Source organism: Flavobacterium sp. CAU 1735, assembly GCF_039888695.1.
Taxonomy (GTDB): domain Bacteria; phylum Bacteroidota; class Bacteroidia; order Flavobacteriales; family Flavobacteriaceae; genus Flavobacterium.
On sequence record NZ_JBDQQQ010000003.1, the window covers coordinates 40,387 to 65,498 of the forward strand.

General features: G+C 40.8%; 26 protein-coding genes. 17 read left to right on the forward strand and 9 right to left on the reverse strand.

Translation table 11 applies throughout. The annotated features are described in order from the left end of the window. Nucleotides 1–1,215, reverse strand: coding sequence for a methyltransferase domain-containing protein (locus tag AAFN64_RS09115; protein WP_300488155.1), 1,215 nt, complete (start codon nt 1,213–1,215; stop codon nt 1–3). Nucleotides 1,216–1,264: 49 nt separating this feature from the next. Beyond that, nucleotides 1,265–2,134, reverse strand: a complete 870-nt coding sequence (locus AAFN64_RS09120) for an AraC family transcriptional regulator (protein ID WP_347760194.1) — start codon at nt 2,132–2,134, stop codon at nt 1,265–1,267. Nucleotides 2,135–2,238: 104 nt separating this feature from the next. Here AAFN64_RS09120 and AAFN64_RS09125 point away from each other — a divergent pair, with 104 nt between their 5' ends. Next, nucleotides 2,239–2,598 (forward strand): DUF983 domain-containing protein, encoded by a 360-nt coding sequence (locus AAFN64_RS09125; RefSeq protein ID WP_300488160.1) that lies wholly within the window; start codon nt 2,239–2,241, stop codon nt 2,596–2,598. A gap of 40 nt (nt 2,599–2,638) precedes the next feature. Then, the gene (locus AAFN64_RS09130) at nt 2,639–3,715 is read left to right on the forward strand and encodes an oxidoreductase (RefSeq protein ID WP_347760195.1); all 1,077 of its coding nucleotides are present in this window, start codon (nt 2,639–2,641) and stop codon (nt 3,713–3,715) included. Nucleotides 3,716–4,094: 379 nt separating this feature from the next. Here the strand turns inward: AAFN64_RS09130 and AAFN64_RS09135 are convergent, their stop codons facing one another. From AAFN64_RS09135 to AAFN64_RS09145, 3 genes are all read right to left on the reverse strand, one after another. Continuing rightward, entirely contained in the window at nt 4,095–4,541 is a 447-nt protein-coding gene (locus tag AAFN64_RS09135) for a sensor of ECF-type sigma factor (protein WP_300491792.1), read from the reverse strand. Nucleotides 4,542–4,545: 4 nt separating this feature from the next. Then, complete coding sequence (locus AAFN64_RS09140; protein WP_300491790.1) at nt 4,546–4,956, reverse strand: hypothetical protein; 411 nt, start codon at nt 4,954–4,956, stop codon at nt 4,546–4,548. Between the two features lie 98 nt (nt 4,957–5,054). Further along, the gene (locus tag AAFN64_RS09145) at nt 5,055–5,597 is read right to left on the reverse strand and encodes an RNA polymerase sigma factor (RefSeq protein ID WP_300491788.1); all 543 of its coding nucleotides are present in this window, start codon (nt 5,595–5,597) and stop codon (nt 5,055–5,057) included. A 121-nt stretch (nt 5,598–5,718) separates the two neighbouring features. On the opposite strand from AAFN64_RS09145, the gene AAFN64_RS09150 reads away from it, so the two are divergent. Continuing rightward, nucleotides 5,719–6,381: an HAD family hydrolase gene (locus AAFN64_RS09150; protein WP_347760196.1), complete on the forward strand. Its 663-nt coding sequence runs from the start codon at nt 5,719–5,721 to the stop codon at nt 6,379–6,381. An 18-nt stretch (nt 6,382–6,399) separates the two neighbouring features. On the opposite strand, the gene AAFN64_RS09155 is transcribed toward AAFN64_RS09150, so the two are convergent. After that, the gene (locus AAFN64_RS09155) at nt 6,400–7,698 is read right to left on the reverse strand and encodes a deoxyribodipyrimidine photo-lyase (protein ID WP_347760197.1); all 1,299 of its coding nucleotides are present in this window, start codon (nt 7,696–7,698) and stop codon (nt 6,400–6,402) included. 16 nt (nt 7,699–7,714) lie between these two features. Continuing rightward, nucleotides 7,715–8,182, reverse strand: coding sequence for an SRPBCC family protein (locus AAFN64_RS09160; protein ID WP_300491782.1), 468 nt, complete (start codon nt 8,180–8,182; stop codon nt 7,715–7,717). 127 nt (nt 8,183–8,309) lie between these two features. On the opposite strand from AAFN64_RS09160, the gene AAFN64_RS09165 reads away from it, so the two are divergent. Further along, nucleotides 8,310–9,155: a DUF2911 domain-containing protein gene (locus tag AAFN64_RS09165; RefSeq protein WP_300491780.1), complete on the forward strand. Its 846-nt coding sequence runs from the start codon at nt 8,310–8,312 to the stop codon at nt 9,153–9,155. Between the two features lie 71 nt (nt 9,156–9,226). On the opposite strand, the gene AAFN64_RS09170 is transcribed toward AAFN64_RS09165, so the two are convergent. Further along, entirely contained in the window at nt 9,227–9,691 is a 465-nt protein-coding gene (locus AAFN64_RS09170) for a hypothetical protein (protein WP_300491778.1), read from the reverse strand. Between the two features lie 147 nt (nt 9,692–9,838). Between AAFN64_RS09170 and AAFN64_RS09175 the strand changes: the two genes are divergently transcribed. The 3 genes from AAFN64_RS09175 (at nt 9,839) to AAFN64_RS09185 (ending at nt 12,800) form a co-directional block, all read left to right on the forward strand. After that, nucleotides 9,839–11,149 (forward strand): DUF2268 domain-containing putative Zn-dependent protease, encoded by a 1,311-nt coding sequence (locus tag AAFN64_RS09175; protein WP_347760198.1) that lies wholly within the window; start codon nt 9,839–9,841, stop codon nt 11,147–11,149. Nucleotides 11,150–11,215: 66 nt separating this feature from the next. Continuing rightward, a complete protein-coding gene (locus tag AAFN64_RS09180) occupies nt 11,216–11,572 on the forward strand; it encodes a YciI family protein (protein ID WP_347760199.1) in 357 nt (118 codons plus the stop codon). Then, nucleotides 11,553–12,800 carry a sigma-70 family RNA polymerase sigma factor gene (locus tag AAFN64_RS09185; RefSeq protein ID WP_347760200.1) on the forward strand — a complete coding sequence of 416 codons (1,248 nt, stop codon included), beginning with the start codon at nt 11,553–11,555 and terminating at the stop codon, nt 12,798–12,800. Before AAFN64_RS09180 ends, AAFN64_RS09185 begins: the two co-directional genes overlap by 20 nt. Here AAFN64_RS09185 and AAFN64_RS09190 read toward each other — a convergent pair. Further along, the gene (locus tag AAFN64_RS09190; RefSeq protein ID WP_347760201.1) at nt 12,778–13,380 is read right to left on the reverse strand and encodes a TetR/AcrR family transcriptional regulator; all 603 of its coding nucleotides are present in this window, start codon (nt 13,378–13,380) and stop codon (nt 12,778–12,780) included. The two genes, AAFN64_RS09185 and AAFN64_RS09190, sit on opposite strands and share 23 nt — an antisense overlap. A gap of 302 nt (nt 13,381–13,682) precedes the next feature. Between AAFN64_RS09190 and AAFN64_RS09195 the strand changes: the two genes are divergently transcribed. The 10 genes from AAFN64_RS09195 to AAFN64_RS09240 all read left to right on the forward strand — a co-directional run bounded on the left by AAFN64_RS09195 (nt 13,683) and on the right by AAFN64_RS09240 (nt 25,109). Continuing rightward, nucleotides 13,683–14,012: a YegP family protein gene (locus AAFN64_RS09195; RefSeq protein WP_347760202.1), complete on the forward strand. Its 330-nt coding sequence runs from the start codon at nt 13,683–13,685 to the stop codon at nt 14,010–14,012. Nucleotides 14,013–14,137: 125 nt separating this feature from the next. Continuing rightward, a complete protein-coding gene (locus AAFN64_RS09200) occupies nt 14,138–14,716 on the forward strand; it encodes a sigma-70 family RNA polymerase sigma factor (RefSeq protein ID WP_300491767.1) in 579 nt (192 codons plus the stop codon). A 156-nt stretch (nt 14,717–14,872) separates the two neighbouring features. Beyond that, on the forward strand, nt 14,873–15,721 hold the full coding sequence (locus tag AAFN64_RS09205) for a FecR domain-containing protein (protein ID WP_347760203.1): 849 nt from the start codon (nt 14,873–14,875) through the stop codon (nt 15,719–15,721). A 48-nt stretch (nt 15,722–15,769) separates the two neighbouring features. Then, complete coding sequence (locus AAFN64_RS09210) at nt 15,770–19,006, forward strand: TonB-dependent receptor (protein ID WP_300491763.1); 3,237 nt, start codon at nt 15,770–15,772, stop codon at nt 19,004–19,006. Nucleotides 19,007–19,467: 461 nt separating this feature from the next. Continuing rightward, nucleotides 19,468–20,760, forward strand: a complete 1,293-nt coding sequence (locus tag AAFN64_RS09215) for a hypothetical protein (RefSeq protein WP_300491761.1) — start codon at nt 19,468–19,470, stop codon at nt 20,758–20,760. 76 nt (nt 20,761–20,836) lie between these two features. Next, a complete protein-coding gene (locus tag AAFN64_RS09220; RefSeq protein ID WP_347760204.1) occupies nt 20,837–21,682 on the forward strand; it encodes a T9SS type A sorting domain-containing protein in 846 nt (281 codons plus the stop codon). A gap of 33 nt (nt 21,683–21,715) precedes the next feature. Continuing rightward, nucleotides 21,716–22,489: a hypothetical protein gene (locus AAFN64_RS09225; protein ID WP_347760205.1), complete on the forward strand. Its 774-nt coding sequence runs from the start codon at nt 21,716–21,718 to the stop codon at nt 22,487–22,489. Between the two features lie 14 nt (nt 22,490–22,503). Further along, nucleotides 22,504–23,853, forward strand: coding sequence for a S41 family peptidase (locus tag AAFN64_RS09230; protein WP_347760206.1), 1,350 nt, complete (start codon nt 22,504–22,506; stop codon nt 23,851–23,853). A gap of 42 nt (nt 23,854–23,895) precedes the next feature. Continuing rightward, nucleotides 23,896–24,183, forward strand: a complete 288-nt coding sequence (locus tag AAFN64_RS09235; RefSeq protein ID WP_300491753.1) for a hypothetical protein — start codon at nt 23,896–23,898, stop codon at nt 24,181–24,183. A 227-nt stretch (nt 24,184–24,410) separates the two neighbouring features. Further along, a complete protein-coding gene (locus AAFN64_RS09240) occupies nt 24,411–25,109 on the forward strand; it encodes an outer membrane beta-barrel protein (RefSeq protein WP_347760207.1) in 699 nt (232 codons plus the stop codon). Nucleotides 25,110–25,112: the final 3 nt, after the last annotated feature.

The window sequence follows — 25,112 nt, forward strand, 5'->3', positions numbered from 1 at the left end:
TTAGGATTTTCGGTTGAAAAGTGCCATATAGAACCCGTCAAATCCGGATTCCGACGCCAAAACCTTAATATCTTTTACAAATTCAAATTGCTTTCCGGATTCGGTTTGCAGAAATTTCTGAACCTGTTCCTGATTTTCGGAAGGCAATACGGAACAGGTGGCATACACCAATTTCCCGCCCGGTTTTACAATTTTAGAGTAGTTTTCCAATACTTCCGCCTGTACTTTACGGATGTTGTCGATAAACTCCGGTTGTAGTTTCCATTTACTGTCCGGGTTACGTTTTAAAACACCCAAACCACTACACGGTGCATCGATTAAGACACGGTCGGCTTTTTCATGTAATTTTTTGATCACCTTCGTACTGTCGATGATACGGTATTCAATATTAAAAGCACCGTTTCTTTTCGCGCGGATTTTTAATTGTTTTAATTTGCTTTCATACAAATCCATTGCGATTAACTGGCCTTTATTTTCCATTAAGGAAGCCATATGCAATGTTTTTCCACCGGCTCCGGCACAAGTATCGACTACGCGCATTCCCGGTTTAATATCCAGAAAACGGGCAACCATTTGCGATGAGGCATCTTGTACTTCAAACATACCTTCTTTAAAGGCATCTGTAAGGAATACATTCGCTCGTTCTTTTAAAATCAAGGCATCCGGATAGTCCGAATGGAATTCCGTTTCGATATTCAGGTCCATTAAGACAGCACGAAGCTTTTCTTTGGTCGTTTTTAGTGTATTAACACGTAAAATAACTTTCGCCTGTTCGTTTTGTGCTGCAATTTCTGTAGACCATAAGGCTTCGCCCAATTCCTGCACACCAATTTCGTCCATCCAGTCCGGAATGGATTCTCTGTATTTTCTGATTTTTGACAATTCGTCAAAACGGCCTTTTATTTTTCGTACCGGAGTACTTTCAAAATACTTCCAATCCGGTAAGGTATACCCGCGTAAAACCGCCCAAACGGCAAAAATACGCCATACATTGTCCCGGTCATACGGTTCCTTAACTTCGGCTATTTCAGTGTACAAACGTTTCCAACGTACAATTTCATAAATGGTTTCCGCAACGAACTTTCGGTCGTGGCTTCCCCAACGTTTGTCTTTTTTTAAGGCGCGTGCCACTACTTTGTCGGCATATTCTCCTTCATTGAAAATAGCCATTATCGAATCAATAACGGTAAAAACCAGGTTTCTGTGTAATCTCATTTGTGTAAAAATCAGCTTGCAAAGATAGTTAATTTATTTACTTACAAGCCTATCTGTATCGGTTAATAAATGAAGAGGGCGTTTCGCCACATTTTTTTTTAAATAGCCTCGAAAAATAAGCATAATCATCATAGCCTAATGCTGTGGCTACTTCTGCAAAATTGTTCTTAAATCGGATCAATTCCCGTTTGGCTTCCAGGAATACCCGATCCAAAATGACGTCGGAAGTGGTTTTGCCGACCATCGATTGCGTGATGCGGTTTAAATGCTTCGGACTCACATTGAGCCATTCGGCATATTGTGAGGGTGATTTTTCGGATTTATAGTGCTTTTCAATCAATCGTTCGAGTTCCTGAAATCGTAAGGCGTACGAATGTTGTACAGCGGTCGCGGTGGCATTCTTTTCGATATACAAACGGGTACTGTCGATATAAATCTGATCAATCAGACTTAGGATTTTTTGCATTTTTAGAACGGCCTCATTTTGATTTTCTTTCAGAATTTCGCGAAATAAAGATTCAAAATCGGTTGCATCGTGTTCAAGATATAAAAAGGGAGCGTTTTGTACACTATAAAAAAAAGGGTAGTTGTGAATCTTGATCCGATTGTAATGCAGGTCATAAAAAGCCTGTGTATGGAAAAAAATATAACCGCGAATGTCTTCCGATAATTCCCAATGGTGTGTTTGTCCGGGATTTAGGAAAAAAAGACTACCGGGTTTTACGGTATATGTCGTAAAATCAATTTCATGAATGCCGCTTCCCTGCGTAAAAAGTACAGTCAGGTAAAAATTGTGTTTATGCGGTTTATGAATGTTACGATGGTTGGTAATGATGTGATTTTCAATAGTGTTTGAGTAGAATTCCTTACGGGTTTCGCCCGGTTCGAATTGTTTTATGTCGAGAATAGCTGTTTTCATAAAACGGATATCGGGATTTTTTATGTCCTAAAAGTACAAAAACTTGTGTGAATCGTCTATAGCTTGTTGCCGAATTCTTGTGAAATTTGTATAAAAAAAGAGTTATGTCAATTTTAAAGAACATTGTAACGGAAAAATGCCCTAAATGTCATCAGGGACAGGTTTTTGAAAAGAAAGGAAATATATTGCTTTTTCAGATGCCAAAAATGAATACGCATTGTTCCAACTGTAATCATAAATTCGAAAAAGAACCCGGATATTTCTTCGGATCCATGTTTGTGAGTTATGCCGTAGCGGTGGCCGAAATGGTTGCCTTTTTCCTGATTATCCAGTTTTTTGTGGACAGTTTTGTGACGATTGTGGTGCTTATCGGAATTATGTCGATCCTGTTAAGTACCTTTAATTTCAGAATGTCCCGTATGTTGTGGATGTATCTGTTGGATGGAAAAAACAAACGTTTATAGTTAAAAATGTTTGTAAATTAGCCTTTTAAATCCCTTCGGAATGAAAATAAGGCTACTACTGTTTACAGCATTCATTTGTTTTTCCTGTAATAAACTAAAACCGACAACCGATACAACCGAAAATAACGGTTTATCGGTGACGCTAACCAACCCAAATGCGGTTACTATCGATACGCTGCTAACGGATAAAATCAGTATCCGGGCCATTACAGTCGACAGTAACCGCATTTGGTATGCGGGAAGTAATGGAAAATACGGCTATGTTGCGTTAGACGGTTCGAAGGCTTTTAAGGGACATATCGAAAAGAATGATCTGAAACCCGAATTTCGGAGTAGTGCGCAAACAAAAGAGCATGTTTTTATGGTCAGTATCGGAAATCCCGGATTGTTATATCGGATTGATAAAAGTGGAAGTCATGTACAGTTGGTATATGAAGAAAAAGGGGAAAAGGTTTTTTACGATAGTATGCAGTTTTGGAACGATCAGGAAGGTATCGTGGTTGGCGATCCGACCGACGGTTGTTTTTCGCTCCTAATCACCCGAGATGGCGGAACAACCTGGACAAAAATAGGTTGTGATCAATTACCGGGTATTGCTGATGGCGAGGCTTTTTTTGCCGCCAGTAACACCAATATTATTGTAAAAGAAAATAATACCTGGGTAGTATCGGGCGGAAAACGTTCGCGGGTTTTCTTCTCTCCGGATAAGGGAAAAAGTTGGAAAGTAGTCGATACACCAATTGTTCAGGGTGAAGCAATGACGGGTATTTTTTCGGCCGATTTTTACGATAAGAATACCGGTTTTGCGATAGGTGGAAATTATGAAAAACCAAATCAGAACCACGGAAATAAAATCCGTACAACCGATGGCGGGAAAACCTGGCAAAAAGTGGCCGATAATAAAGGCTTTGGGTATGGTTCCTGTGTACAGTTTTTTCCCGGTAGTAATGGTAGGGAATTGCTAACCGTAGGAGCTAGTGGTGTGTATTATTCGGCTGATTTTGGAGAAGACTGGCAAAAAATAGCCGATTATAAAGATTTGTTTACGATTCGTTTTGTAAACCGAAAAACCGTTATAGCAGCCGGAAATAACAAAATTCTACGATTTCGGTTTTAGTAAAACCGGTCAGGTTTCTCAGCGCATAGTAAAAAACCTGACAGGTTTCAGTGAGGTTTTGTATATGTATGAGTACTAGTAAAACCTGACAGGTTTCTCTGCACAACGCTAAAAACCGGTCAGGTTTAGAACTAAACAGGTTTCTCGGTGCAACGTAAATAAACCTGACAGGTTTCGGGATATTATATATACATAATGACTATTTAAAACCTGACAGGTTTCTCTGCACAACGCTAAAAACCGGTCAAGTTTAGAACTAAACAGGTTTCTCAGTGCAACGTTAATAAACCTGTCAGGTTTAGAGTGTCTATAAAAACAAAAACCTGCCGATGTTTTGCAACATCTAAGCAGGTTTCCTAATAAAAAAAGCTCCTTTTTATTATCTTCCGCGGTCTTTCATTTGTCGTAAAAGTTTCCGGTTAAAATCGTCTTCTGCCTTTTTGAGTTTTAAAATTTTTGTCGGACTGATCACGGTTTTCAGATCGGCAATAAATTTAAGTTTCAGGTTAAAAAGTTCTTCTTCGGTATTTTCCATCTGATTCAGAAATACCAAGGCTTCTTTCTCACTCATTTTATCGATGGCTCCTTCATCCATATTGCTTTGAAAAACACGCATTTTTTTATGGCGTAATTCAAATTGTCTTTCGTCAAAAGTATTGTAAATCGGCCAGAATTTAGTTGCTTCTTCCGTTGTCAAACCTAATTCGGTCGTGATAAAAGCGACTTTTAACTGTTTGATCTGCTCTCTTTTTTCTCTAAAACCCTGTCCGAAAACCGTAACGGACAGCAATAACAATAGAAAGGGTAGGATTCGTTTTATAGTCATGGCATTATTCATTTAAATAAAGGTCTAAATTGTTGTGATCGGACAGATACGCTTCTACCGCATCATTGTTTAAAACGATCGATTTTTCCAACGCCTGAATGTCGTTTTCATCCAAATGCTGGATAAGATCATACGAATTCACATTCGCCTGCAAATAGGTTTCCACCGTAGCATCGTCTAAAGAAGTCACCGGATTGGATTGGCTGTTGTAATAGATCGTCAATCCGCCGGCCAGTAAAAGAGTGGCCGCGATGCTCGACATCCATACACTGCTGCGACGCCATAACGGAATTACTTTGGTTTCCGGTTGCGACAGTCGGTCCATAATACGGGCTTCCAGCTGGTCGAAATACGGCTCCGGAGTGGTAAAACCGGAGGTAATTTTCGGATCGTTTTCTAAATTAAACTTTTTCATTATTCTCATTTTTCGTTCTTCGCTAACACTATTTGTGAATTTTAATAGCGTTATTTCCTATTCCTGTTATTTATTTGACAAATTTCCGATTGAAAGGTTTAAACGGAATTCAAATATTCTTCAATTTTTTTTACCGCATGATGATACGAGGCTTTTAAGGCACCCACCGAAGTGCCGAGGATCTCCGATATGGCTTCGTATTTCAGCTCTTCAAAATATTTCATCTTAAAAACCAACTGTTGTTTTTCCGGTAAAGTGGCGACTGCTTTTTGCAGTTTTAACTGAATTTCGTCACCGTCGTAATTCACATCGGCTTCCAGTTTGCCTACGGCTTTCGATTGCAATTCTTCATTGCTGATTCCCGCTTTCCGGGCGCGTTGGTTGATAAAGGTGATCGCTTCGTTGGTTGCAATACGATACATCCAGGAAAACAGTTTGCTTTCTCCTTTAAAGTGTTTTAGATTGTTAAAAATCTTGATAAAGGTATTTTGCAGTACGTCGTCGGTATCGTCGTGATCCAGTACTATATTCCGGATATGACGGTACAATGGCCGTTGGTATTCGGTCAATAACCGGCGAAACGCTTCGTTTTGCGTCTTCGGATCGAGTAACTGGCGGATAAAAAGAGCTTCGTCCTGCAAACTGACTGTTTTTATGATTTAGACTAAAGATAACCGAAAAAGTTTAATCGGAAATATCTTTTTTACAACCGGAAAGGGATACTGGAATAAAGCGTACTTTTGTAAAAAATAACAACACACAATGGTTAAGACCGTAATTTTTGATATGGATGGCGTGATTGTCGACACAGAACCCGTTCATAAATATGCTTATTATAAACACTTTTCAGAATTAGGAATCGACGTTTCGGAAGAAATGTATGCTTCTTTTACCGGGAATTCTACCCGAAATGTGTTTCAGAAATTAAAAGAAAGTTTTAAGCTGCAACACGATGTGGAAGAATTGATTCTGCGGAAACGTTTCCTTTTTAACGATGCTTTCGATACCAAAGAAGATTTGGAACTGATTGATGGAGTCCGAAAGTTGATCGTTGATCTTCACGGAAATGGTATGCAACTCATTCTGGCTTCTTCGGCTTCCAAAGGAACGATCGAAAGAGTGTTTAACCGTTTTGAATTGCATCCGTATTTTACCCATACGGTTAGTGGCGAAGATTTTCCAAAATCCAAACCGCATCCGGCTATTTTTCTACACGCAGCGTCTTTGTCGGTTGCTCCAATCGAACATTGTATCGTAATCGAAGATAGTACTAATGGTATCAAAGCTTCGAAAGCGGCGGGTATATTTTGTCTGGCGTATAACAGTATCAATTCCAAACTACAGGATTTGTCGGAAGCTGATCATGAAATCGGACATTTTGATGAGATCAATTATCAGATCGTTTCCCAAATAAAACAACGCTAATCGTATAGGAGCCGTGGATTATCCTACGGCTTTTTTATAGGTTGTCAGGCATTTTTCACGTGCCGTTTTGTGATCGACGATAGGTAACGGATAGGTTTCGGTTCCGAGTTCCGGAATCCATTTTTTGATATAGATAAGATCTTTGTCGAACTTTTTGATTTGTTCGGTTGGGTTAAAGATTCGAAAATACGGTGCGGCATCCACACCCGATCCGGCGGCCCATTGCCAGTTACCAACATTGCTGGACTGTTCGTAGTCGAGTAATTTCTGAGCGAAATAGGTTTCGCCCCAACGCCAGTCGATTAAAAGATGTTTACACAGAAAACTGGCTACAATCATACGGACTCTGTTGTGCATATGTCCGGTGGTATTCAGTTCGCGCATTCCGGCGTCGACAAACGGATAGCCGGTTTGACCTTCGCACCATTTCCGAAATAAGTCTTCGTTATTGCTCCATTGGATAGCGTCGTATTTTTCTTTAAAACTACGGTGAATCGTATGTGGAAAGTGCCATAAGATCTGCATAAAAAACTCCCGCCAGATCAATTCGTTTAAAAAGGTCTGATTTTTAAACCCGGCCGCTAAGCGCACCATTTGTCGGATGCTCACCGATCCGAAGCGTAGGTGCGGTCCTAATAAAGAGGTACCGGAAATAGCCGGGAAGTTGCGCGTGTCTTCGTAGTTTTCGACTAACTTTTCCGAAACGTCAAAAGTGGGAACCGTGATTTTGGACGATTGAAATCCGATGTCATGCAGACTTAAAAACGGATAGTCGTGTGACACTATATTTCCCAGAACGGTTTCCGATGGATAATGGTGAATAGTCGTTTTATAAAAATGCTCTTTCCACTTTTTAGAATAAGGTGTATAGACCACATAGGGCGTGCCGTCGTCTTTTACGACCTCACTTTTTTCAAAAATAACCTGATCTTTAGCCGTTTTAAAAGCAATGTTGTTTTCTTTTAAAAGGTTATAAACAGCCGTGTCCCGTTTGCGCGCCGATGGTTCGTAATCGTGATTAGTATAAACGGTAGCAATGTTATTTTCGTGGATCAGTTTTTGAAAAATGCTAACAGGATCACCATAAAAAACAGCCAGTGATTTTCCCGATTTCGAGAGTTGCTGTTGCATCTGATCGAGTAGGTTGTGGATAAAACCAACCCGGGCATCATTGGTGGGTAACTGAGAAAGGATGCTGATGTCGAAAATAAAAATGGGTAACACCGGAAGTTCGCTGTTAAGGGCGTGAAACAGTCCGGTATTATCGTTTAACCGCAGGTCTCTCCGAAACCAGAAAATAGAGATCGTATTTTGCATATAAAATGACAGTTGTTTAGCCGGGATAACGGCCGAATAATTGTTCCAGTTTGTTTTTTCGGTAGTCGAATATAGCCTTTAGTTTTGGTCGGACGAGTAACGGATGGAACAGATTTCCGATAAAACCAAAAGGAACCTGATAATGAATAAGATCCTCCATTTCGATACCACCGTCGATCTCTTTGAAAAAATGCTTGTGATGCCAGAATTTATAAGGACCGAATCGTTGTTCGTCTACAAAAAAAGCATTCGGTTCCACATGGGTGATTTCCGTTACCCATTGTAGCTGAATACCGCGAAACGGGCTGATTTTATAGTGAATGATCTGGCCGGCAAACATCTTCCGATCGTCGCCCGAAAGGGTTTGGAATTTCATGTCTTCGGGTGTGATCGTATTGAGATTCGACGGATCCGAAAAAAAAGCCCAGGCTTCGTCTAGTGAAACCGGTAGTTTTTGGCGGGTATGTAGGGTATATAGCCTCATTTAAAACAAAATTACAAATGTTTGCGATTCGGATCGATACCGGTCGGATGGTTTTTTCTTTTAAATTAAAATTAACATTTAAAGTGTGTTTTTTTAGTAAATTCGTTCGCAAATAAACAAAATAGTTATGAAGAGAATTATTATTACTGCAGCTTTTTTTATGGCTACTCTAGCGATTCAAGCTCAGGTAAAAACGCCACAGGCCAGTCCAAAAGCAGAATTGGAACAGGTTGTAGGTTTAACACAAGTAGAATTGGATTATTCCCGTCCGAGTTCTAAAGGAAGAGCTGTTTTTGGTGAATTGGTTCCTTACGGAAAAGTATGGAGAACCGGTGCCAATGCCAATACTACTATTTCTTTCGATGATGATGTTGTGATCGACGGAAAAACACTGAAAAAAGGAAAATACGCCCTTTATACGTTGCCAAAAGCAGATTCATGGGATGTGATTTTCTATACCGATACGAACAACTGGGGAACTCCTGAAAAATGGGACGATTCGAAAGTAGCGTTGCGTACTACGGTTAAACCGGAAACATTAGGTAGAAAAGTAGAAACGTTTACCATTGCAGTTAATAATGTAGATAACGATAACGGAAGCCTTGAAATTTCATGGGAAAAAACATTGGTAGCCGTTAAATTTACAGTACCAACACAAAAAATCGCTATGAAGAGCATCGAAGGTGCTTTAGCGGGACCAACGGCTAACGATTATTTTTCTTCAGCACAGTATTACTACCAGTCCGGAGGCGATATGAACAAAGCATTGGAATGGGTAAACAAAGCAGTTGGAATGGAAAAAGATGCGCCTTTCTGGTACCTACGTCTAAAATCATTGATTCAGGCGAAATTAGGAGATAAAAAAGGAGCGATCGAAACAGCAAAATTATCACAGGCAAGCGCTGAAAAAGCAAACAACGGTGATTACGTAAAAATGAATAAAGACTCTATCTTAGAATGGTCTAAAAAATAATTCCTTTTTTAAAGGAGACAAAGCCGGCTTTATGCCGGCTTTTTTTATGGTAGCTATAAAAAATTCAGGAATTAGAATGGACGTAGTAAAGGTCGGACAGCCAAAGGCGAAAATGGCCACGGGATCGCCAGAAATATCAGTAACAATCCCAAAGAAAACCAGATCAGTATCGTTTTGTATTTTTCCTTGTCGGAGGTTATTCGTTTGGCTTTAGACGATCCGATCGAAATAAAAAGTATTGCAATAAACATCAATATAATATGAATAACACCAAAAAACAATGCTTCTGTATTCAGGTTTCCGGATTTATAGGTGTCGTAAAAATAGGTTACAAACGGACTTTGTGTATAAAGCAGCATTCCGATCAGGAGTTGTATATGGGAAAAAGTAGCCGTCCAATGCCGTAAACGATTGTCGGTTTTCGAAAAAACGGATTGTTTATAGTAACCCAAAATGGATTTTCCGATTGTAATCAAAAGACTGATCAATACCAACCAGCGGATTACAGAATGAAGTGGTAGAAGTACGGAATACATGCTTTTGTAAATTTGTGTTTCAAAGATAACTAAAAAAACATACTGATTAGTATGTTTTTTTTGATCAAATATTAAAATGAAAGAAAATACGTTATTTGTAGATCAATAAAAACGAGTCGACTATCTTTAAATGATTAATTATATACCATGAAAAAAAACGTTATCCTTTGTTTGAGTTTGCTATCGTTATCCGTATCATACGGCCAAAAACTAAAAACGGAAATCATTTCTTCTGATATTGATCATTTCTGGGAAGCTTATGATGCGATTGTCGCAACACCCGATAGTGCGCGTCAGTATGAATTGTTGCAAAAGTTGTATTTCGACAGCGGAACCGAAGGACTCGAAGCCATAAAACAACGCAGACGTTATACAGCAAAAGAGTATATCGACGCCATTAAAAAGTATCCGGATTTCTGGAAAACGATTCGGGAAAATACACTTTCGGTCAAAAAAGTAAGTCCGGAAATCCAAAAAAATATTGCCCGATTAAAAAAGGCTTATCCGGAATTACGACCGGCTCCGATTTATTTTACGGTAGGCGTTTTCCGTACAAACGGAACGATTTCGAATGGAAAAGTACTCATTGGAAGTGAAATGGCGTTGTCGGACCGGAATGTAAATACCGATGCGCTTCCGAAATACCTGCATTCGTATTATAAAAACCTGAACCCGATAGACGATATCGGATTGTTATGTACGCACGAATATGTGCATACGCAGCAAAAAGACATGGTCGATAACCTATTGTATTATTGTTTGTATGAAGGGGTGGCTGAGTTTATTTCGACTAAAGTTACCGGAAAACCGTCTTATACGCCGGCGATAGCGTTCGGAAAAAAGAATGAAGCACGGGTTAAAGCAGTATTCGTAAAAGACATGCAGCATATCGAAACGACTTATAACTGGCTTTGGGGAACCAATCAGAATGAATTAAAAGAAAGGGATCTGGGCTATTATATCGGTTATGCGATTTGCGAAAAATATTACGATCAGGCAAAAGATAAAAAACAGGCCATCAAAACGCTTATCGAACTGGATTATAATGAGCCGGAACAGATTGATAATCTGGTAAACAGTACCGGTTTCTTCCCAGGAACACTTGCACAGCTTAAAGCGGATTATGAAAGAATAAGACCCACGATAATCGACATGAAACTATCGGAAGCTGCTGGAGAAAACGGGTTAGTGCCATCCGGTCCGCTTACGGTAACGTTGACATTCTCGGAAGAAATGGATAAAAATTTCCGGGGATTTGACTTCGGTCCGCTAGGAGAAAGTCATGTATTGCGGATTTCAAAAGTAATCGGTTTTTCGGATGATGGACGTTCGTTTCGTTTTGAAACCGAATTACAACCGTGGAATCACTATCAGTCGACGGCTACGGTAAATTTCAGAAATAAAGACGGAATCCGACTAAAACCATTTTTGATCGATCTGAAAACAGAAAAAAAATAGATTAAATTGTCCCTTTTTAAACGGGTGAATTGTTATAGGAATAGTATTAATTTAAAAACGAAAATCATGAAAGAATTTTTAATGCTGATCCGTGAAAACATAAATTACGGTAGTCTTACAGCACAAGAAATGCAGGAAGATATCGAAAAACACATGCAATGGGTGGAATCGTTAATCGAAAAGGGACACTTTAAAGAAGGGAATCCATTGGATGCGGAAGGCTGCTGTATTCGCGGAAAAGAGCGGATTGTTACCGATGGTCCTTTTATCGAAACTAAAGAATGTATTAGTGGGTTTTATTTCCTTTTGGCAAGTTCGCTCGACGAAGCTAGGGAAATTGCCAAAGGATGTCCGTCTCTGGAGCTTGGTGCAATGGTGGAAGTCCGACCGATTATAGCTGCCGATGAAGAATACGGCGGATAAACAACCGGTTAACCGTTTAACGGCACATCTTTTCCGTGAAAATGCGGGAAAGATGACTGCCGTATTGATACGACTTTACGGAATCGATAAACTGGATTGTATTACCGATGCGATTCAGGACACTTTTGAATCGGCAATTCAAAAATGGCGGTATACCGGTGTTCCGGATAATCCTGCTGCCTGGCTGATGAAAGTCGCTCGGAATAAAACGATTAATATACTAAAACGTGATAGTAAAACTACAACTGTCGCAACATCCGATTTTAATGATACGATGGCACCGGAACTTGTTTTTTCGGATTATGAAATAAGTGATAGTCAGTTGTGTTTGTTGCTGGCTTGTTGCCGACTGGATCTTACTCCACAAAAGAAAATCATCATTACCTTACAGGTGCTTTGCGGTTTTGGGATCGGTGAAATTGCGAATGCTTTACTGATGTCTCGGGAGGCGGTTAAAAAAGCCCTGTATCGAGCCAAAGCAGCACTCAAAAATAAAAAGTACGTATTTGAAAATCCCGACAAAGATGATATTCGGAAACACTTTGCGTTACTGCATACTTCTTTGTATTTGTTGTTTAACGAAGGTTATAAAACAACCAAAGGAAGCAGCGGGATTAATACCGATCTGTGTTATGAAGCCATCCGTCTGGCTAAAATCGTACGGGAATATGATACGGGAAATTCCGAGACAAACGGATTGCTGGCATTATTGTTTTTTAACATTGCGCGTTTTCCGGCACGGATTACGACTACCGGTGAATGGCTTACATTGGCTGAACAAAACCGAAATCTTTGGGATCATACGTTTATAACCGAAGGATTTTATTATCTGGATCAGGCGCGGCCGGAAAAAGAATTGAATGCCTATTATCTGGAAGCTTTGATCGCTTCGTTACACTGTACCGTTTCCGATTTTAAAGATACCGATTGGCAGTTGATCGTCTATTTGTACCGACAGTTAGAACATTTACAACCGGAATCAACCTTGTTACGGCTTAATCGTATTGTTGCCGAAATGCATATCACCATGACGCCAGCGTTATTAGAAGCAATTGATCAAATGGAATCCTTATTCGATAACGAAAATAAGTTTGTCTTACTAACGGCCAAAGCCTATGGATACGAAAGACTAGGTGATCGTGAATCCGCAGCTGACTGGTACCGGAAAGCATTGCCGTATGCCCGTACCGAAATAGACCGCCTTTTTATATTGAAAAAGTTGGTTTAAGACTACGCAGATAACTTTTTAAAACGTTCAGATAGCTTTCGTAGCTTTGGGTACCTTCCAGTTTTCCGATATTGCGAATACCGCCATAACCGGAAATCAAAAACAACGCAATCTGCTGCGGATCGATGTCCGGGCTAATGGTTTTTTGCTGTTGTTCGTATTGGATACAGTCGGCAATGGCCAATTTCCAGTCGGTCATCAAAACGGAAAGTGCTTCCCGAAAGTTTTCGTTTAGCGGCGCAATCTCTTCAATCAGATTAATCGCCGGACAGCCGTAGCGCACATCAAAAAAATCCGTGTCGTGTAATAAATTCCGCATCATATCGTAAAAGGTTTCCAATGGTTTTTCGGCTTGTTCCAATGGACGAAGCATTACCTGGTACATATTCGGGCGCATATAGTCGTTGATCAAAGCCAAAGCCATTTCGTCCTTATTTTTAAAATGATAGTAAAAAGCACCTTTCGTAACCTGTGTGGTCGCGATGATATCGTCGATACTAGTCGACTGATAACCTTTTCGGTAGATCAGTTCGAAGGATTTTTCGAGTATAGACATTCGGGTAAGGGTTGCTTTCGACATACATTTGGATATGATAAAGCGAAGGTACTATAAAAATCAGAATGTTTCCGGGTACTATCGCCAGAATGCCTTGACGCGAAGTGCTGACGGTTGCCAAAGCCGTTCGTTTTGAAAATAGTGTTTGACGCGCTGACAAACTTCCGGTATACGAATCGGTTATAAATTGATTTTGTCAAAAAACAAATAAAGGTGATGTGTTATAAATTTTGCAACGTAAAAAAGTGTTTTTGCGAAAACCCGTAATTTTTATAGCAAATGCCGCTATACTATTGTAGTCAATTAGTAACAATAAAATTATAACAATGGGAACATTTGTAATTACAAGAAGAACGAACAATGAGTTTCAGTTTAATCTGAGAGCAAACAACGGACAGGTAATCCTTACCAGCGAAGGCTATACTGCCAAAGCAGGTTGTTTGAATGGTATCAAATCGGTACGTGAAAACTCACAATTGGATGCCCGTTATGCAAGGGAAACGGCGAAAGACGGGAGGCTGTATTTTAACCTCAAAGCGGGTAATGGTGAAATTATCGGAACCAGTCAAATGTACCAATCTGTAGAAGCTCGTGAAACTGGAATTGATTCCGTAAAGCAAAATGCACCAACGGCTTTGGTTGAAGATGAGTCTTAGTAAAAGGTCGGCTTTATAGCCGACTTTTTTATATATTAATAAATCTTTAAATATCCGACGATTCCAATTATTGATGACAGTTTGTGTTATTTTTGTACGCATACATACCTACAATTATGGGCAATATGAGTGCTAATTTGATTATAAGGTTACGCGAAGATGACGAATCTTGTTTCCGGGAAATTTATGATCTGTATGCCTTTAAAGTGTATTGCTTTGTGAAGAAATATACCAAACAGCCCGCCGATGCCGAAGATGTGACCCAAAATGTCTTTATCCATTTATGGAATTACCGGAAAAAACTCAACCCGGAAGTAGCCTTGGAATCGGTATTGTTTAAAAGCTCCAAACAGGAAATCTCCAAATGGTATCAAAAACAGAATCGGATTTTTACAACCGAAGAAAAACAGATCATTTCCGAAATGGATACCACCTACGAATCGGATGAGGTACTCGATTCCCGATTTGAACAAATCGAACAGTTACTACGCCAGATTCCCGAAAAAAGACGCAAAATATTTACACTACACAAATTCGAGGAGCGCAGCTATAAAGAGATCGCTTCCGAAATGAACATGACCCCCGGTGCCGTAGCCAACCAGATTTCCAAAACACTCCAATATCTCAAAAAACATTCGGTAAAAAATAACGAACTGTACTGGTTTCTTCTGATGTTTGTTCACCACGTTTATATCGACTTTTGATTTGAAACGCTAGTACCATTGTTATCGCAATGTTTCCGATCGGGCAGCTTTTTTAAATAATTATTAAGACTGCTTTTCTCCCGTGATATTTCCTGCAATTCCTTCCTAATGTAAGTAAAACACCAATGTGTGTTGCGCAACATAAAAAAAAATGCAATGAAATTGAATGGATTAAAAGAGATCTGGGACGAGATTCCACAACAGGGATTGTTACCGGAAGACACCAAACGCCGTATGTGGAAGCGTATCCAAAAGGCTACTTTTAAGCAACCGGTAAAATGGTCACGTTGGGCTGCAGCTGCTTGTGCCGCCTTGCTACTTTCGGTAGTCGCCTATGAATTACTTTTTACTGAAAACCTGTTTCCCGAAAAGACAATTATTACCCAAACCTTTCCGAACGATGTCCGTTTACTACGATTACCGGACGGTACCCGTGTTTGGATCAATGAAAATTCGAAACTGGAATATCCGGAGGCTTTTAATGGAAAACAACGAAAGGTAACGTTAACCGGGGAAGCTTTTTTCGAAGTAAAACGGGATCCTTCCAAACCGTTTATCATTCATTCCGGACGTATCGAAACCACAGTATTGGGAACGTCTTTTAACGTAAAGGCTTATAACGGAAAAGCACCGGTGGTCGCGGTTCGTACCGGAAAAGTTAAAGTCGCCAACAGTACGACAACCGTTTTTCTGGAAAGAGGCTATGCTGCCGTTTTTATGCCCACAAGTGAGCGTCTGAAAAAACAAAAGATCACACTGCTGGAACCGGAATGGAAAAAAACGCTGCTGGATGTTGATGGTCTTACGCTCGAACAGGTATTCCAGTTATTGGAACCGGTTAAAGGAATAACCATTACCTATGCCCGTGAGGATCTGAAAAAACTCACGATGCGCGGAACACTGCACACCCGTCAGCAATTGCCGGAAATGTTCGAAACACTGTCGTTTGCTTTGGGTATTACCATTACCAAAACCGGAAATCAAAGCTATACTGTTAGCGACTAAACTGTAATCAATTTTTAACGCTTAATACAAACAACACTTTTACAAATCATGAACAACACTATTTTCAAGCGACTTCCGGCTTTGTTCCGGTTAACGCTTTTCGGATACTTTCTGGGAATGGTCAATCTGCTGGCCCAAACCGGTACCGTATCGGTCGATTATAAAAATGCTTCCCCGAAAGAGATTATCGAAAATCTGGAATCCAGAACACCTTATCGGTTTATTTATCAGAATACAACAACACTCAATACACCCCGAATTACGCTGAAAAAGGAAAATGTAGCGATCGACGTTTTACTGGGCGAATTGCAACAGCTAACCACTTTAAATTTTAGACGTAACGGAAATAATATTGCCGTTCACAACAGGGACGCGGCTAAAAAAAAAAAACAAGGGATAACCGGTAGAGTCGTTGACGGTTATGGCGCGCCGTTATATGACGCGATGGTGCTTACGCAACCCGGAGCTAAACTCACATTTACGGATAACAATGGTGATTTTGTACTGGATCTGGAACCCGGAAATTATGCCGTGGAAATATCGGCTCAGGAGTATACCACGCAGCTCATCGAAAACGTACCGGTTCAGGAAGGTCAGACGACACCGCTAAACGTAGCGTTAAAGTCGGGTGCACATAAAAACATTGCACTGAATGAGGTGGTCATCAGCGTACAGCAATACAAATCGGCTGCGTCTACCGAAGGTTTATTACGACAACAACGAAAAGCGGCTCAGTTTTCCGATGGAATTTCGGCCGAACAAATTTCCCGTACACCGGATAACGATGTCGGAAGTACCCTAAAGCGAATCACCGGGATTACCACGGTTGACGATAAATATGTAGTGGTACGTTCAATGGGCGAACGCTGGAATCAGGCGGTAATGGACGGCGTGAATCTGCCGAGTACCGATGCGCAGCAACAAAATTTTGCTTTCGACATTATTCCGACGGCTATGGTAGAAAGTGTGGTGGTGAGTAAAACCGCGACTCCCGATATGAATGCCAATTTTGCCGGTGGTTATGTGGAAGTGAAGACCAAAGATATCCCAAGGGAAGATTTTACCAGTATTACCGTAGGGAATTCGTATAACAGCCGCAGTACGTTTAAAGAACAGCTCTCGAAACAGCGCGGACGTTTTGATTATCTGGGTTTTGACGACGGAACGCGGAGCTATCCATCGTTGGTCCATATTCCGACGCCAACAGCACAAGCCGGATCGGAACCTTTTTTCCAACAATCCCGACAGTTTACACAGGATAATTTTTCGACCTATAAAAACGTAGCCGACCCGGGAATGTCATTACAATTTGCGTTAGGACGGGCTTTTGAAATGAAAGACAACAACCGTTGGGGATTTGTTGGTTCGATTATGTTTCGGAATACACAAACCACACTGGATATTGATCATACCGAAAGAGGAACCTATATGCACAACTCGTATTTTACGCCCGAAACCGATCGCGGTTATTCCACACTTCAGAAATACGGGTTTAAAAATTCCGGTGCGTCCTATAATTTCAATTCGACCTTGGGTGGAATGTTAAACGCCGGAATTCAGTTAAAAAACAACCGGATTACCATGCGGAATACCTTGTTGCATATTTATGATAACCAACTCACGCAAATTACCGGTTGGAATTATTACGGGAGTAGTGTAGACGATATCTTAAACGGAACCGATCTGCCGGATACGGAAGAAACCAACTACCCGGTTTTTCAAACATTTTTACAAAACAAGATCGAAGGAAACCATCGTTTTAATGATTTTGAAGTCAACTGGTTTGGGGCGTATAGTCGCGTCGACAAAGATACCCGCGATGCCACTTTTCTGACCAAGTTCCGCAAAAGAGTAGGCGACGATATCTTGTTGTACCATCAGGTGTATAATCCGGGTGCGAATATTGCCCGAGCCAATTTTAGCAATAGTGAAGATGATTATAACGTTGGTGCAAATATCAATCGTTCCTTTTCCATCGGATCGGTTAAAAACGATATTAAAGCCGGTTATTTCGGAACCTATAAACGCGCCACCAATTTCCAGGAACGTTCCCTTTTAAAAGTCGTTGGACAAGGATCGGATCGGGCAGATGTGTATTATCCGTTATCGGAACTTTTGGACGGATCGCATTATTATTACGGCGGTTTCGGATGGGAAAAACTAAACTACTACGGTAGTGCCTACGAAGGTGAAGTGATAACCCATGCGCCTTTCCTGATGCTGGATCATAAATTCGGATCGTGGGTACGCGTGGTTTGGGGAATGCGTGCCGAAAGTTATGTGTATAAAGAAATCTCGAGTCAGTCGGACAATGCAGCGCAGTTCGAAGGTTCGCAAAAAGACGATAAAGTGTGGCAATACCTGCCATCAGTCAATGTAACCATAAGTCCGAATAGCAAAACGAATATCCGTTTGGGATATTCCAAAACGGTTATGCGTCCGCAGTTTTCGGAGCGTTTAAAAATCCCGTATTTCGATCCGGTTCGCGGCGCTAAAGTACTCAACTGGACCGATGGAATTGTATCGTCCGTATCGGAAAATTATGATTTGAAATACGAATGGTTTCCATCGTTCGGACAGATCATGTCGGTAGGCTTATACCATAAAAACATTCAGGATCCAATCGAAGCGGTAACGGTAATTGGTGGCGATGGTGGTTCGAGAAGTATCTATAATATGAATTCCCATAGCGCCAAACTTTGGGGACTGGAAGCCGAAATCCTTAAAAACCTGTCGTTTTTAGGCGAAGGAAAAGCCCTGGAACAAATCTACCTGTATGCCAATGCTGCGATCAATAAAACCAAAGTAACCTCCTATGTAAAAATCGATGGAACGGGAGGTTTGTATGAAGCTGATCGTCCGCTTTTTGGGCAATCGCCGTATACCTATAACCTCGGATTGGATTATATCGGTGACCGTCTGGGATTTAGCATCCGCCATAACGCCACAGGTGATCAATATATTTTGGTCGGTTTCGATTATGATGCCGAAGAAATCCGACTGCCATATGCTCAAACGGATGTTCAGGTAAGTTGTAAGTTTTTGAAAAATAAAAACCTGGAATTAAAATGCAATATGAAAAACCTGTTCGATAGTCCGATTGAAACGTATAACAACAAAAACAGCTATTCGCATATTACGAATTCGGCGTATGGTTCGAACCCGAGAGATCAGTATAGTCTTGGTGCCGGGGCGACAAACCGTTACGATGAAAATATTGATAGAAAGTTGTTTAAAGCCTTTACAGGAAGGACAATCAGCGTGTCGCTTAATTATAGTTTTTAAAGCCTTGCCTAACAAAATGTTATGCGAATATTACAGCGGTGTTACAGGTATTAAGAAACGGTTAAGCCTGATGGTATAGCGTGATATTTTGAATGTTACAAAGCTAATATAGATAGAAATAGGTACTGTTTTGTAAAACCGCTTCTTTGAAAAATTTAGATCAGGCAGGAAAAATGTCCGACGTATAAAATGTTGAATAACGACAACCATCGTGCAAACGAAAGCCGAAAAGGTAGTAATGCGTTTATCGTTCCGAGTTATGTTCTGCCGGTCAGATAGCCAAAAAGAAGTCCGATGCTGTAAACCTTTCTCCCGAATAAAATCCTGGCGGGGAAAGACGGAAATCAGGTATAAAATGAGGGATGACCTCAAAAAAAGAAAGGTCTAAGGAAAGAAAATTGCTGCCTTCCCAAAGACCTACTACTAAGCTAGCAGCAAATATACCAACAAATTACATTATTATGAAAAAATTTTTTTTGTTAGTTGCCTCAGCTTTAACGCTGTTCTCGTGTCAGAATGACGATTCTGCCGATTCTTCTTTTAAAATGCAGGCTTCCGGTGCCGATTATACCGGATATCCGGCTGCGGTTCAAACCGTATCAGGTGATATTACAACAAGCACTACCTGGACAAACGACAAAGTTTGGGAAATCGAAGGCGTGGTTCGCGTTAAAAACGGAGCTGTATTAACAATCCAGCCGGGAACTTTTATCAAAGCAAAACCACTTGCTACGGGTATTGCTACCGGAGTATTGGTAATTACAAAATCAGGACAAATTGACGCTAAAGGTACTGTTGAAGCGCCAATTATCTTTACAAGTTACAACCTGTTAGACGGTAATGCTGCTACCGGAGCTACACCAGGTGATTTCGGAGGTGTTGTTATATTAGGTGACGACGAAGTGAACAATGGCTTGAATACAAACGTAATCGAAGGTTTAGGAGATCAGCCAAACGTAGGTGATTTCTATTACGGTGGTACGAATCTTAACCACAATGCCGGTACGTTACGTTATATCCGTATCGAATTTGCAGGACGTATTCTTGACGCTGTAAACGGTGTGGAAATCAACGGACTTACTTTTGGTGGTGTAGGTGCCGCTACTAAAGTGGATCACATTCAGGTATCATACGGAAGAGATGACTCGTATGAGTTTTTCGGTGGAAAAGTAAGTGCAACACACTTGGTTTCATTTGCTGCCGATGACGATAACTTCGATTTCGATTTAGGATATACAGGAAGCATTACGAAAGCGATCGCTATTGCCGATAAAAATTCAACACATAGTACCAGTTCCGGAAATCCGGATTCTAACGGAATCGAGTTAGACAACAACGCTTCCGGTACCGCTACTACGATCATCACAAAACCGGTAATTTCTCAAATGTCTATCGTGGGAATGAGCAGCCCTGCTGATGCTAATGCATATGAAAATGCAATTCACGTAAGACGTTTAGGTCAGATTTCACTTCAGGATGTAACGGTTACCGGTTATAATACAGGTATTCGTTGGGAAGCACCTTCTGTAGCTTCAAGTTCTTCATGGAGTGCGGTATCGGCTCATGCTTTCGTAACGCCGGCTACGGTTTCTTTAGGTTTCGGAAACAGCACCTATACCGATAACCCGGCTTTACCATTGGGAATTTCACAACCGTTCTTTAATCTTGGATCATTTAACCTTTCCGGAAATACAGGAGCCTTTAAAACGGAGTCTGGATGGACAAGCGGATGGACAAAATTCAGCAATTTCTAATACCATAAGGATTAGTAAAAAAATACAAACCGGCATGAGAAGTAGTGGCTTCTCATGCCTTTTAAAAAACAAAAAAATGAAAAAACAACTACTATTAGCAGCATTTGCTTTGGTGTCGGCAACAGCTTCGGCACAATTTACCATCTGGGAAGAAACGTTTAATAACAGTACTGTTTCCGACTGGTCATTACAGGATCTGGACGGTAACGGCAGTAACTGGATTTCCCGTAAAAACATACAAATGGGCGGAAATGGCGAAGTAATCGACGGGACAAAAAGCATATTGGGAAGCTATCATATTAACCTGACAAACGGTTCGCCTTTATCGGGTGACGAAAACAACTGGGCGGTTTCTCCGGTGATCGATCTTTCGTTTTATACCGGTTCAATCAAATTGATCATCAATGCACAAACGGCTATCTACGACGGAACCCGTGATTTATTGGTGTATGTAGGCACCTCTGCCGATCCAATGGTTTTACAAACCGGAACACCTACCGCCTTATCGTTGGTTCGTACGACAAACGATGGCGAATTTTTCCATGATTATGAGGTCGATCTTTCGCAGTTTGCCGGACAAACGGAAGTGCATTTTGCTTTGGTTATGAATGCTTTGGTCAGCGTTGGAATCGAAGTGGATCAGGTACGTATTACCGCTACGGATCTTCTTGGTGTAGCGGAGGTTTCTGCAACAAAATTTGCCTTAAAACAAAACCCGGTAAGCGATAATCTGGAATTTGTATCGGGTACAAACGATATGACCAATGCTACGGTTTATGTGTACAATGCATCCGGAATATTGGTAAAAGAAGCCCGTTTTTCTACCGATGCGATCGCCGTTAGTCATTTACAGGCCGGAATTTATTTTGCGGTTGTAGGAAATGGAAACGTAACCGAAAAAATAAAATTCATCAAAAAATAAATAAAAGCATACCGTTTTTTAAAACAACACTATATGTATAAAACAACATTGACGAAGCTAGGTCTTTTGGGAGGAATCGCTACTTTTTGGGTGTCCTGCGATAACAATATGCTACCGTATTACGACGAACAGGCACCGGGAAAAATAGTGATTCGGGGTGTGGTACAGGAAGATTCGCTTCAGATTGTTTCCAATGGATCGCTTTTAAAAATCAACCAGCATGAAACATTAGGAGGGACAATCAGCAAAGATTATGAATTCGTGTATTATAACGGACAGGCGCGCTATATGGACGTACGGGTAAAAACGACACAGCAGCTTTTGGGGTCCTATGCTTTTACGCAGGAGAACAGCCCGGATACCTTGTCTTTTTTCTATAAACCGGGCTTGTGGATTAACGACGTATTGTCTTTTTCGCCCGGAACCATAAGTCAGTCGGGACGAACCGGTTATAAATTTATTTTCCCGACACTGAATCGGTATTCCAATAGTGGTTATGATGGCCCGATCGATGGGATTATCCGTAATCTAAGCGGACAAGTGCTGGGTGTCGCTCAGAATATCACCAAAGAAACGTTTAGCAATTTTGTGGAATTTCCGTTTGCCGCGCCGCCCATCCTGCGTATGGAACTGGTCAAACACGGAACCACCGAATCGTATCGAAGTAATGGGCAACCGGTAGTAGTTGCTATGGTGATGCAGAACAACAAATCGCGATTGGTGGTACTGGAAGAAAAACAGGATGCCGGTGGCAATTTTTCGGGCGTTCAGGGAACACTGGATTTATGCGATTTTTTTCAATTTTAAAATAGAACGAAAATATGAAAGCCTGGTGGGTATTATTGGGAGGATTATTATTTCTTGGTGGACTATCCTCTTGTCAGCAAGACGACGCTACGGTGGTATATGAAGAAGGAACGAATGCCTATGTGAATCAATGGATGTACGAACAGATGAAACGCTATTATCTGTGGAATGGAAATCTACCGATAGCAACCGATTTGTCGGTATTTCCAAAAGATTATTTGGAACAATTGCGCCATTCGGACGATCCTTTTTCCTATATCATACACCCGTCGTTACCGGAAACATTATCCAAAACCCTTCGGGGGAAATTTGGTTTCGATATTGCTTTTATAAACCATCAGGGACAGGTATACGGCGTGGTACTCTACGTCCTTACTGGTTCTCCGGCACAAAATCACGGTTTATCCCGTGGTGATTTGATCACAACATTTAACGGAGTGGCCGTCACCAGCAGTAATTATAATACCGTATATCGGGAGTTGGTGCAGTCCGAAACAGCTATAGTCGACCGGGTTCGATACGATCCGCAATCCGGTTTTTCAAACCCGGTACATAAAGAAATCGGATCCGGTTATACTTTCGGACAACCGCTTTTAAAACGAATAATAGCATTGGAAAACAAACAGGTCGGCTATCTGATGATACCCCATTTTGATACCGGAATGGCCGGGGCTTTTTTACAGGCTTTTCAGGAATTTAAAAATCAGTCGGTCACCGAAATGATTGTCGATCTCCGTTATAATGGCGGTGGTGATATAGCCTCGGCTGCGGCACTTAGTGTTTTACTGGCGCCACAAATCGAACCGGGGAATTTGTTTATCCGATACCGCGGCAATGCCAATGGCGGAATCGTATCCCAATCGTTTGCGGAAGCTTTGGCCATGAATGAATCGCAGGTGGATTTTACAACACTGCGCGCTGCACATCCGGAATTGCAACGGATATATATATTGTGCGGAAACCGAACGGCATCGGCTTCCGAAATTATAATCAACAATCTAAAGCCCTATATGGAAGTGATTACGATTGGCGAAAAAACCGTAGGAAAAGATGTAGCCGGATTTCCAATTCAGGATAACCGGAATCCGAATAAACCGGGATGGATTTTGTATCCGTCAATTTATAAATTGTTTAATGCAAACGATCAGGGCAATTATAGCAGCGGAATCCAGCCCGTAATCGAAGCAAACGAGTTGGAAGGACTTGCCGTGCTAGCATTGGGCGATTCGGAGGAACTGCTGCTGCAAAAAACACTACAACACATTTTAGGACACGGAAATAAAACAACATCGCCGCAAACTATTTCTCTACCGCTATCGCATATCGATACGGAGGGAATTCCTTTAGTACCATTGGCATTTTAGCCGGCGATGCTTATATCATAACAGTATTTTAGTTTTAATCATATGCGGGGAATCAACACCAAGGAACATCAGGTTATCGTCGAAGCGTTTAAAAAATTTGAACAACTGGCTCGTATTTCGACCCATACGGTATCGGTTGAAGATGATCATAAAACCCGTCAGGGCGTGGAAGAGTTACAAATGCTCCATCTAAAATTCCGGAATCTGATAACGGAATTGGACAATTGTACCAAGCGGTACGAAGAAAAACGCAAGGCAGTTCAAAGTGTGATGTATAAAAGCATCCGAAAAATGAATACCGAGCTAAAACGAAAGCATCAATACCGCTAAAATCGTATCAATACAATCTTTTTCATAAATTACCACAGGAATAATTAGTTAGTTTTTGGAGCCGGTCTGTAACAGGATCGGCTTTTTTTATGGCTTGCGGCCAAATTGTATTGCGTAGGTAAAGACTAATATGGAGTTTGTAAGGACAAGTATACTGAAAAATAGTAAAGACTTCCCAATTGTAATAACTTCTATAAATTATTAATGGTTTTATATTCAGTTAAATTATGGTAAAAAAAGTAGTTTGGTTGTTTTGTTTTTACTTCTTCCTTTCAAGTATAGCATTGCAGGCACAAAGTAAATTTAAGGCAGGATTCGATATGGGATATACTTATAGTAATCTCAATGCTAATCTGTCTAATTTAGTGGAATCGAAATATAGCGGAGGCTATGGTTTTGGTGCTAGTCTTACGGGAGAATATGCGATACGGAAACCGGTTTTTCTGAAAACAGCAGTATCGTTCCTGCAAAAAAACTACACGTTCAGGCGAACAGGCAGCCGACTCGGATGGTATACAAAATATTATAATGATTTCCTTTCGATACCTTTTCTGGTAGGCGTTACGGTATTGAGCTCCGCCGATAAAAGTCAGGGTGTATGGCTAAAAATAGCCGGTGGTACCTACATCGAGTACCTGATGCGTTTGCAACGGAAAGGACAGTATATCGCGCTAACAGAAAATAGATATAAAAAAGTTTCGGAGACGTATGATTTTAAAAAAAATGAAAATATGCTAAATCGGCTTGGTTATGGTTTGCAAGGGCAGTTAAGTCTGGGATATTCTTTTAAAAAGTGGACATTTTATGGTACCGGTAATTATCAGTATGGATTGTCCGATATCAGTATGGCTAATACGAATAAAAATATGCAAAAAACAATTCAATCTTATAGGATTGCTGCCGGAACTTCTTATCAATTTAATTAAAAA

Excerpts from the sequence above, each read along its gene's own strand:
- AAFN64_RS09235 (WP_300491753.1), top strand. The coding sequence starts at position 23,896 with ATGCGGGGAATCAACACCAAGGAACATCAGGTTATCGTCGAAGCGTTT.
- AAFN64_RS09150 (WP_347760196.1), top strand. The coding sequence starts at position 5,719 with ATGGTTAAGACCGTAATTTTTGATATGGATGGCGTGATTGTCGACACA.
- AAFN64_RS09215 (WP_300491761.1), top strand. The coding sequence starts at position 19,468 with ATGAAAAAATTTTTTTTGTTAGTTGCCTCAGCTTTAACGCTGTTCTCG.
- AAFN64_RS09195 (WP_347760202.1), top strand. The coding sequence starts at position 13,683 with ATGGGAACATTTGTAATTACAAGAAGAACGAACAATGAGTTTCAGTTT.
- AAFN64_RS09190 (WP_347760201.1), bottom strand. The coding sequence starts at position 13,380 with ATGTCGAAAGCAACCCTTACCCGAATGTCTATACTCGAAAAATCCTTC.
- AAFN64_RS09160 (WP_300491782.1), bottom strand. The coding sequence starts at position 8,182 with ATGAGGCTATATACCCTACATACCCGCCAAAAACTACCGGTTTCACTA.
- AAFN64_RS09125 (WP_300488160.1), top strand. The coding sequence starts at position 2,239 with ATGTCAATTTTAAAGAACATTGTAACGGAAAAATGCCCTAAATGTCAT.
- AAFN64_RS09135 (WP_300491792.1), bottom strand. The coding sequence starts at position 4,541 with ATGACTATAAAACGAATCCTACCCTTTCTATTGTTATTGCTGTCCGTT.
- AAFN64_RS09210 (WP_300491763.1), top strand. The coding sequence starts at position 15,770 with ATGAACAACACTATTTTCAAGCGACTTCCGGCTTTGTTCCGGTTAACG.
- AAFN64_RS09240 (WP_347760207.1), top strand. The coding sequence starts at position 24,411 with ATGGTAAAAAAAGTAGTTTGGTTGTTTTGTTTTTACTTCTTCCTTTCA.
- AAFN64_RS09205 (WP_347760203.1), top strand. The coding sequence starts at position 14,873 with ATGAAATTGAATGGATTAAAAGAGATCTGGGACGAGATTCCACAACAG.
- AAFN64_RS09130 (WP_347760195.1), top strand. The coding sequence starts at position 2,639 with ATGAAAATAAGGCTACTACTGTTTACAGCATTCATTTGTTTTTCCTGT.
- AAFN64_RS09180 (WP_347760199.1), top strand. The coding sequence starts at position 11,216 with ATGAAAGAATTTTTAATGCTGATCCGTGAAAACATAAATTACGGTAGT.
- AAFN64_RS09115 (WP_300488155.1), bottom strand. The coding sequence starts at position 1,215 with ATGAGATTACACAGAAACCTGGTTTTTACCGTTATTGATTCGATAATG.
- AAFN64_RS09120 (WP_347760194.1), bottom strand. The coding sequence starts at position 2,134 with ATGAAAACAGCTATTCTCGACATAAAACAATTCGAACCGGGCGAAACC.
- AAFN64_RS09175 (WP_347760198.1), top strand. The coding sequence starts at position 9,839 with ATGAAAAAAAACGTTATCCTTTGTTTGAGTTTGCTATCGTTATCCGTA.
- AAFN64_RS09220 (WP_347760204.1), top strand. The coding sequence starts at position 20,837 with ATGAAAAAACAACTACTATTAGCAGCATTTGCTTTGGTGTCGGCAACA.
- AAFN64_RS09170 (WP_300491778.1), bottom strand. The coding sequence starts at position 9,691 with ATGTATTCCGTACTTCTACCACTTCATTCTGTAATCCGCTGGTTGGTA.
- AAFN64_RS09230 (WP_347760206.1), top strand. The coding sequence starts at position 22,504 with ATGAAAGCCTGGTGGGTATTATTGGGAGGATTATTATTTCTTGGTGGA.
- AAFN64_RS09200 (WP_300491767.1), top strand. The coding sequence starts at position 14,138 with ATGAGTGCTAATTTGATTATAAGGTTACGCGAAGATGACGAATCTTGT.
- AAFN64_RS09165 (WP_300491780.1), top strand. The coding sequence starts at position 8,310 with ATGAAGAGAATTATTATTACTGCAGCTTTTTTTATGGCTACTCTAGCG.
- AAFN64_RS09140 (WP_300491790.1), bottom strand. The coding sequence starts at position 4,956 with ATGAAAAAGTTTAATTTAGAAAACGATCCGAAAATTACCTCCGGTTTT.
- AAFN64_RS09185 (WP_347760200.1), top strand. The coding sequence starts at position 11,553 with ATGAAGAATACGGCGGATAAACAACCGGTTAACCGTTTAACGGCACAT.
- AAFN64_RS09155 (WP_347760197.1), bottom strand. The coding sequence starts at position 7,698 with ATGCAAAATACGATCTCTATTTTCTGGTTTCGGAGAGACCTGCGGTTA.
- AAFN64_RS09225 (WP_347760205.1), top strand. The coding sequence starts at position 21,716 with ATGTATAAAACAACATTGACGAAGCTAGGTCTTTTGGGAGGAATCGCT.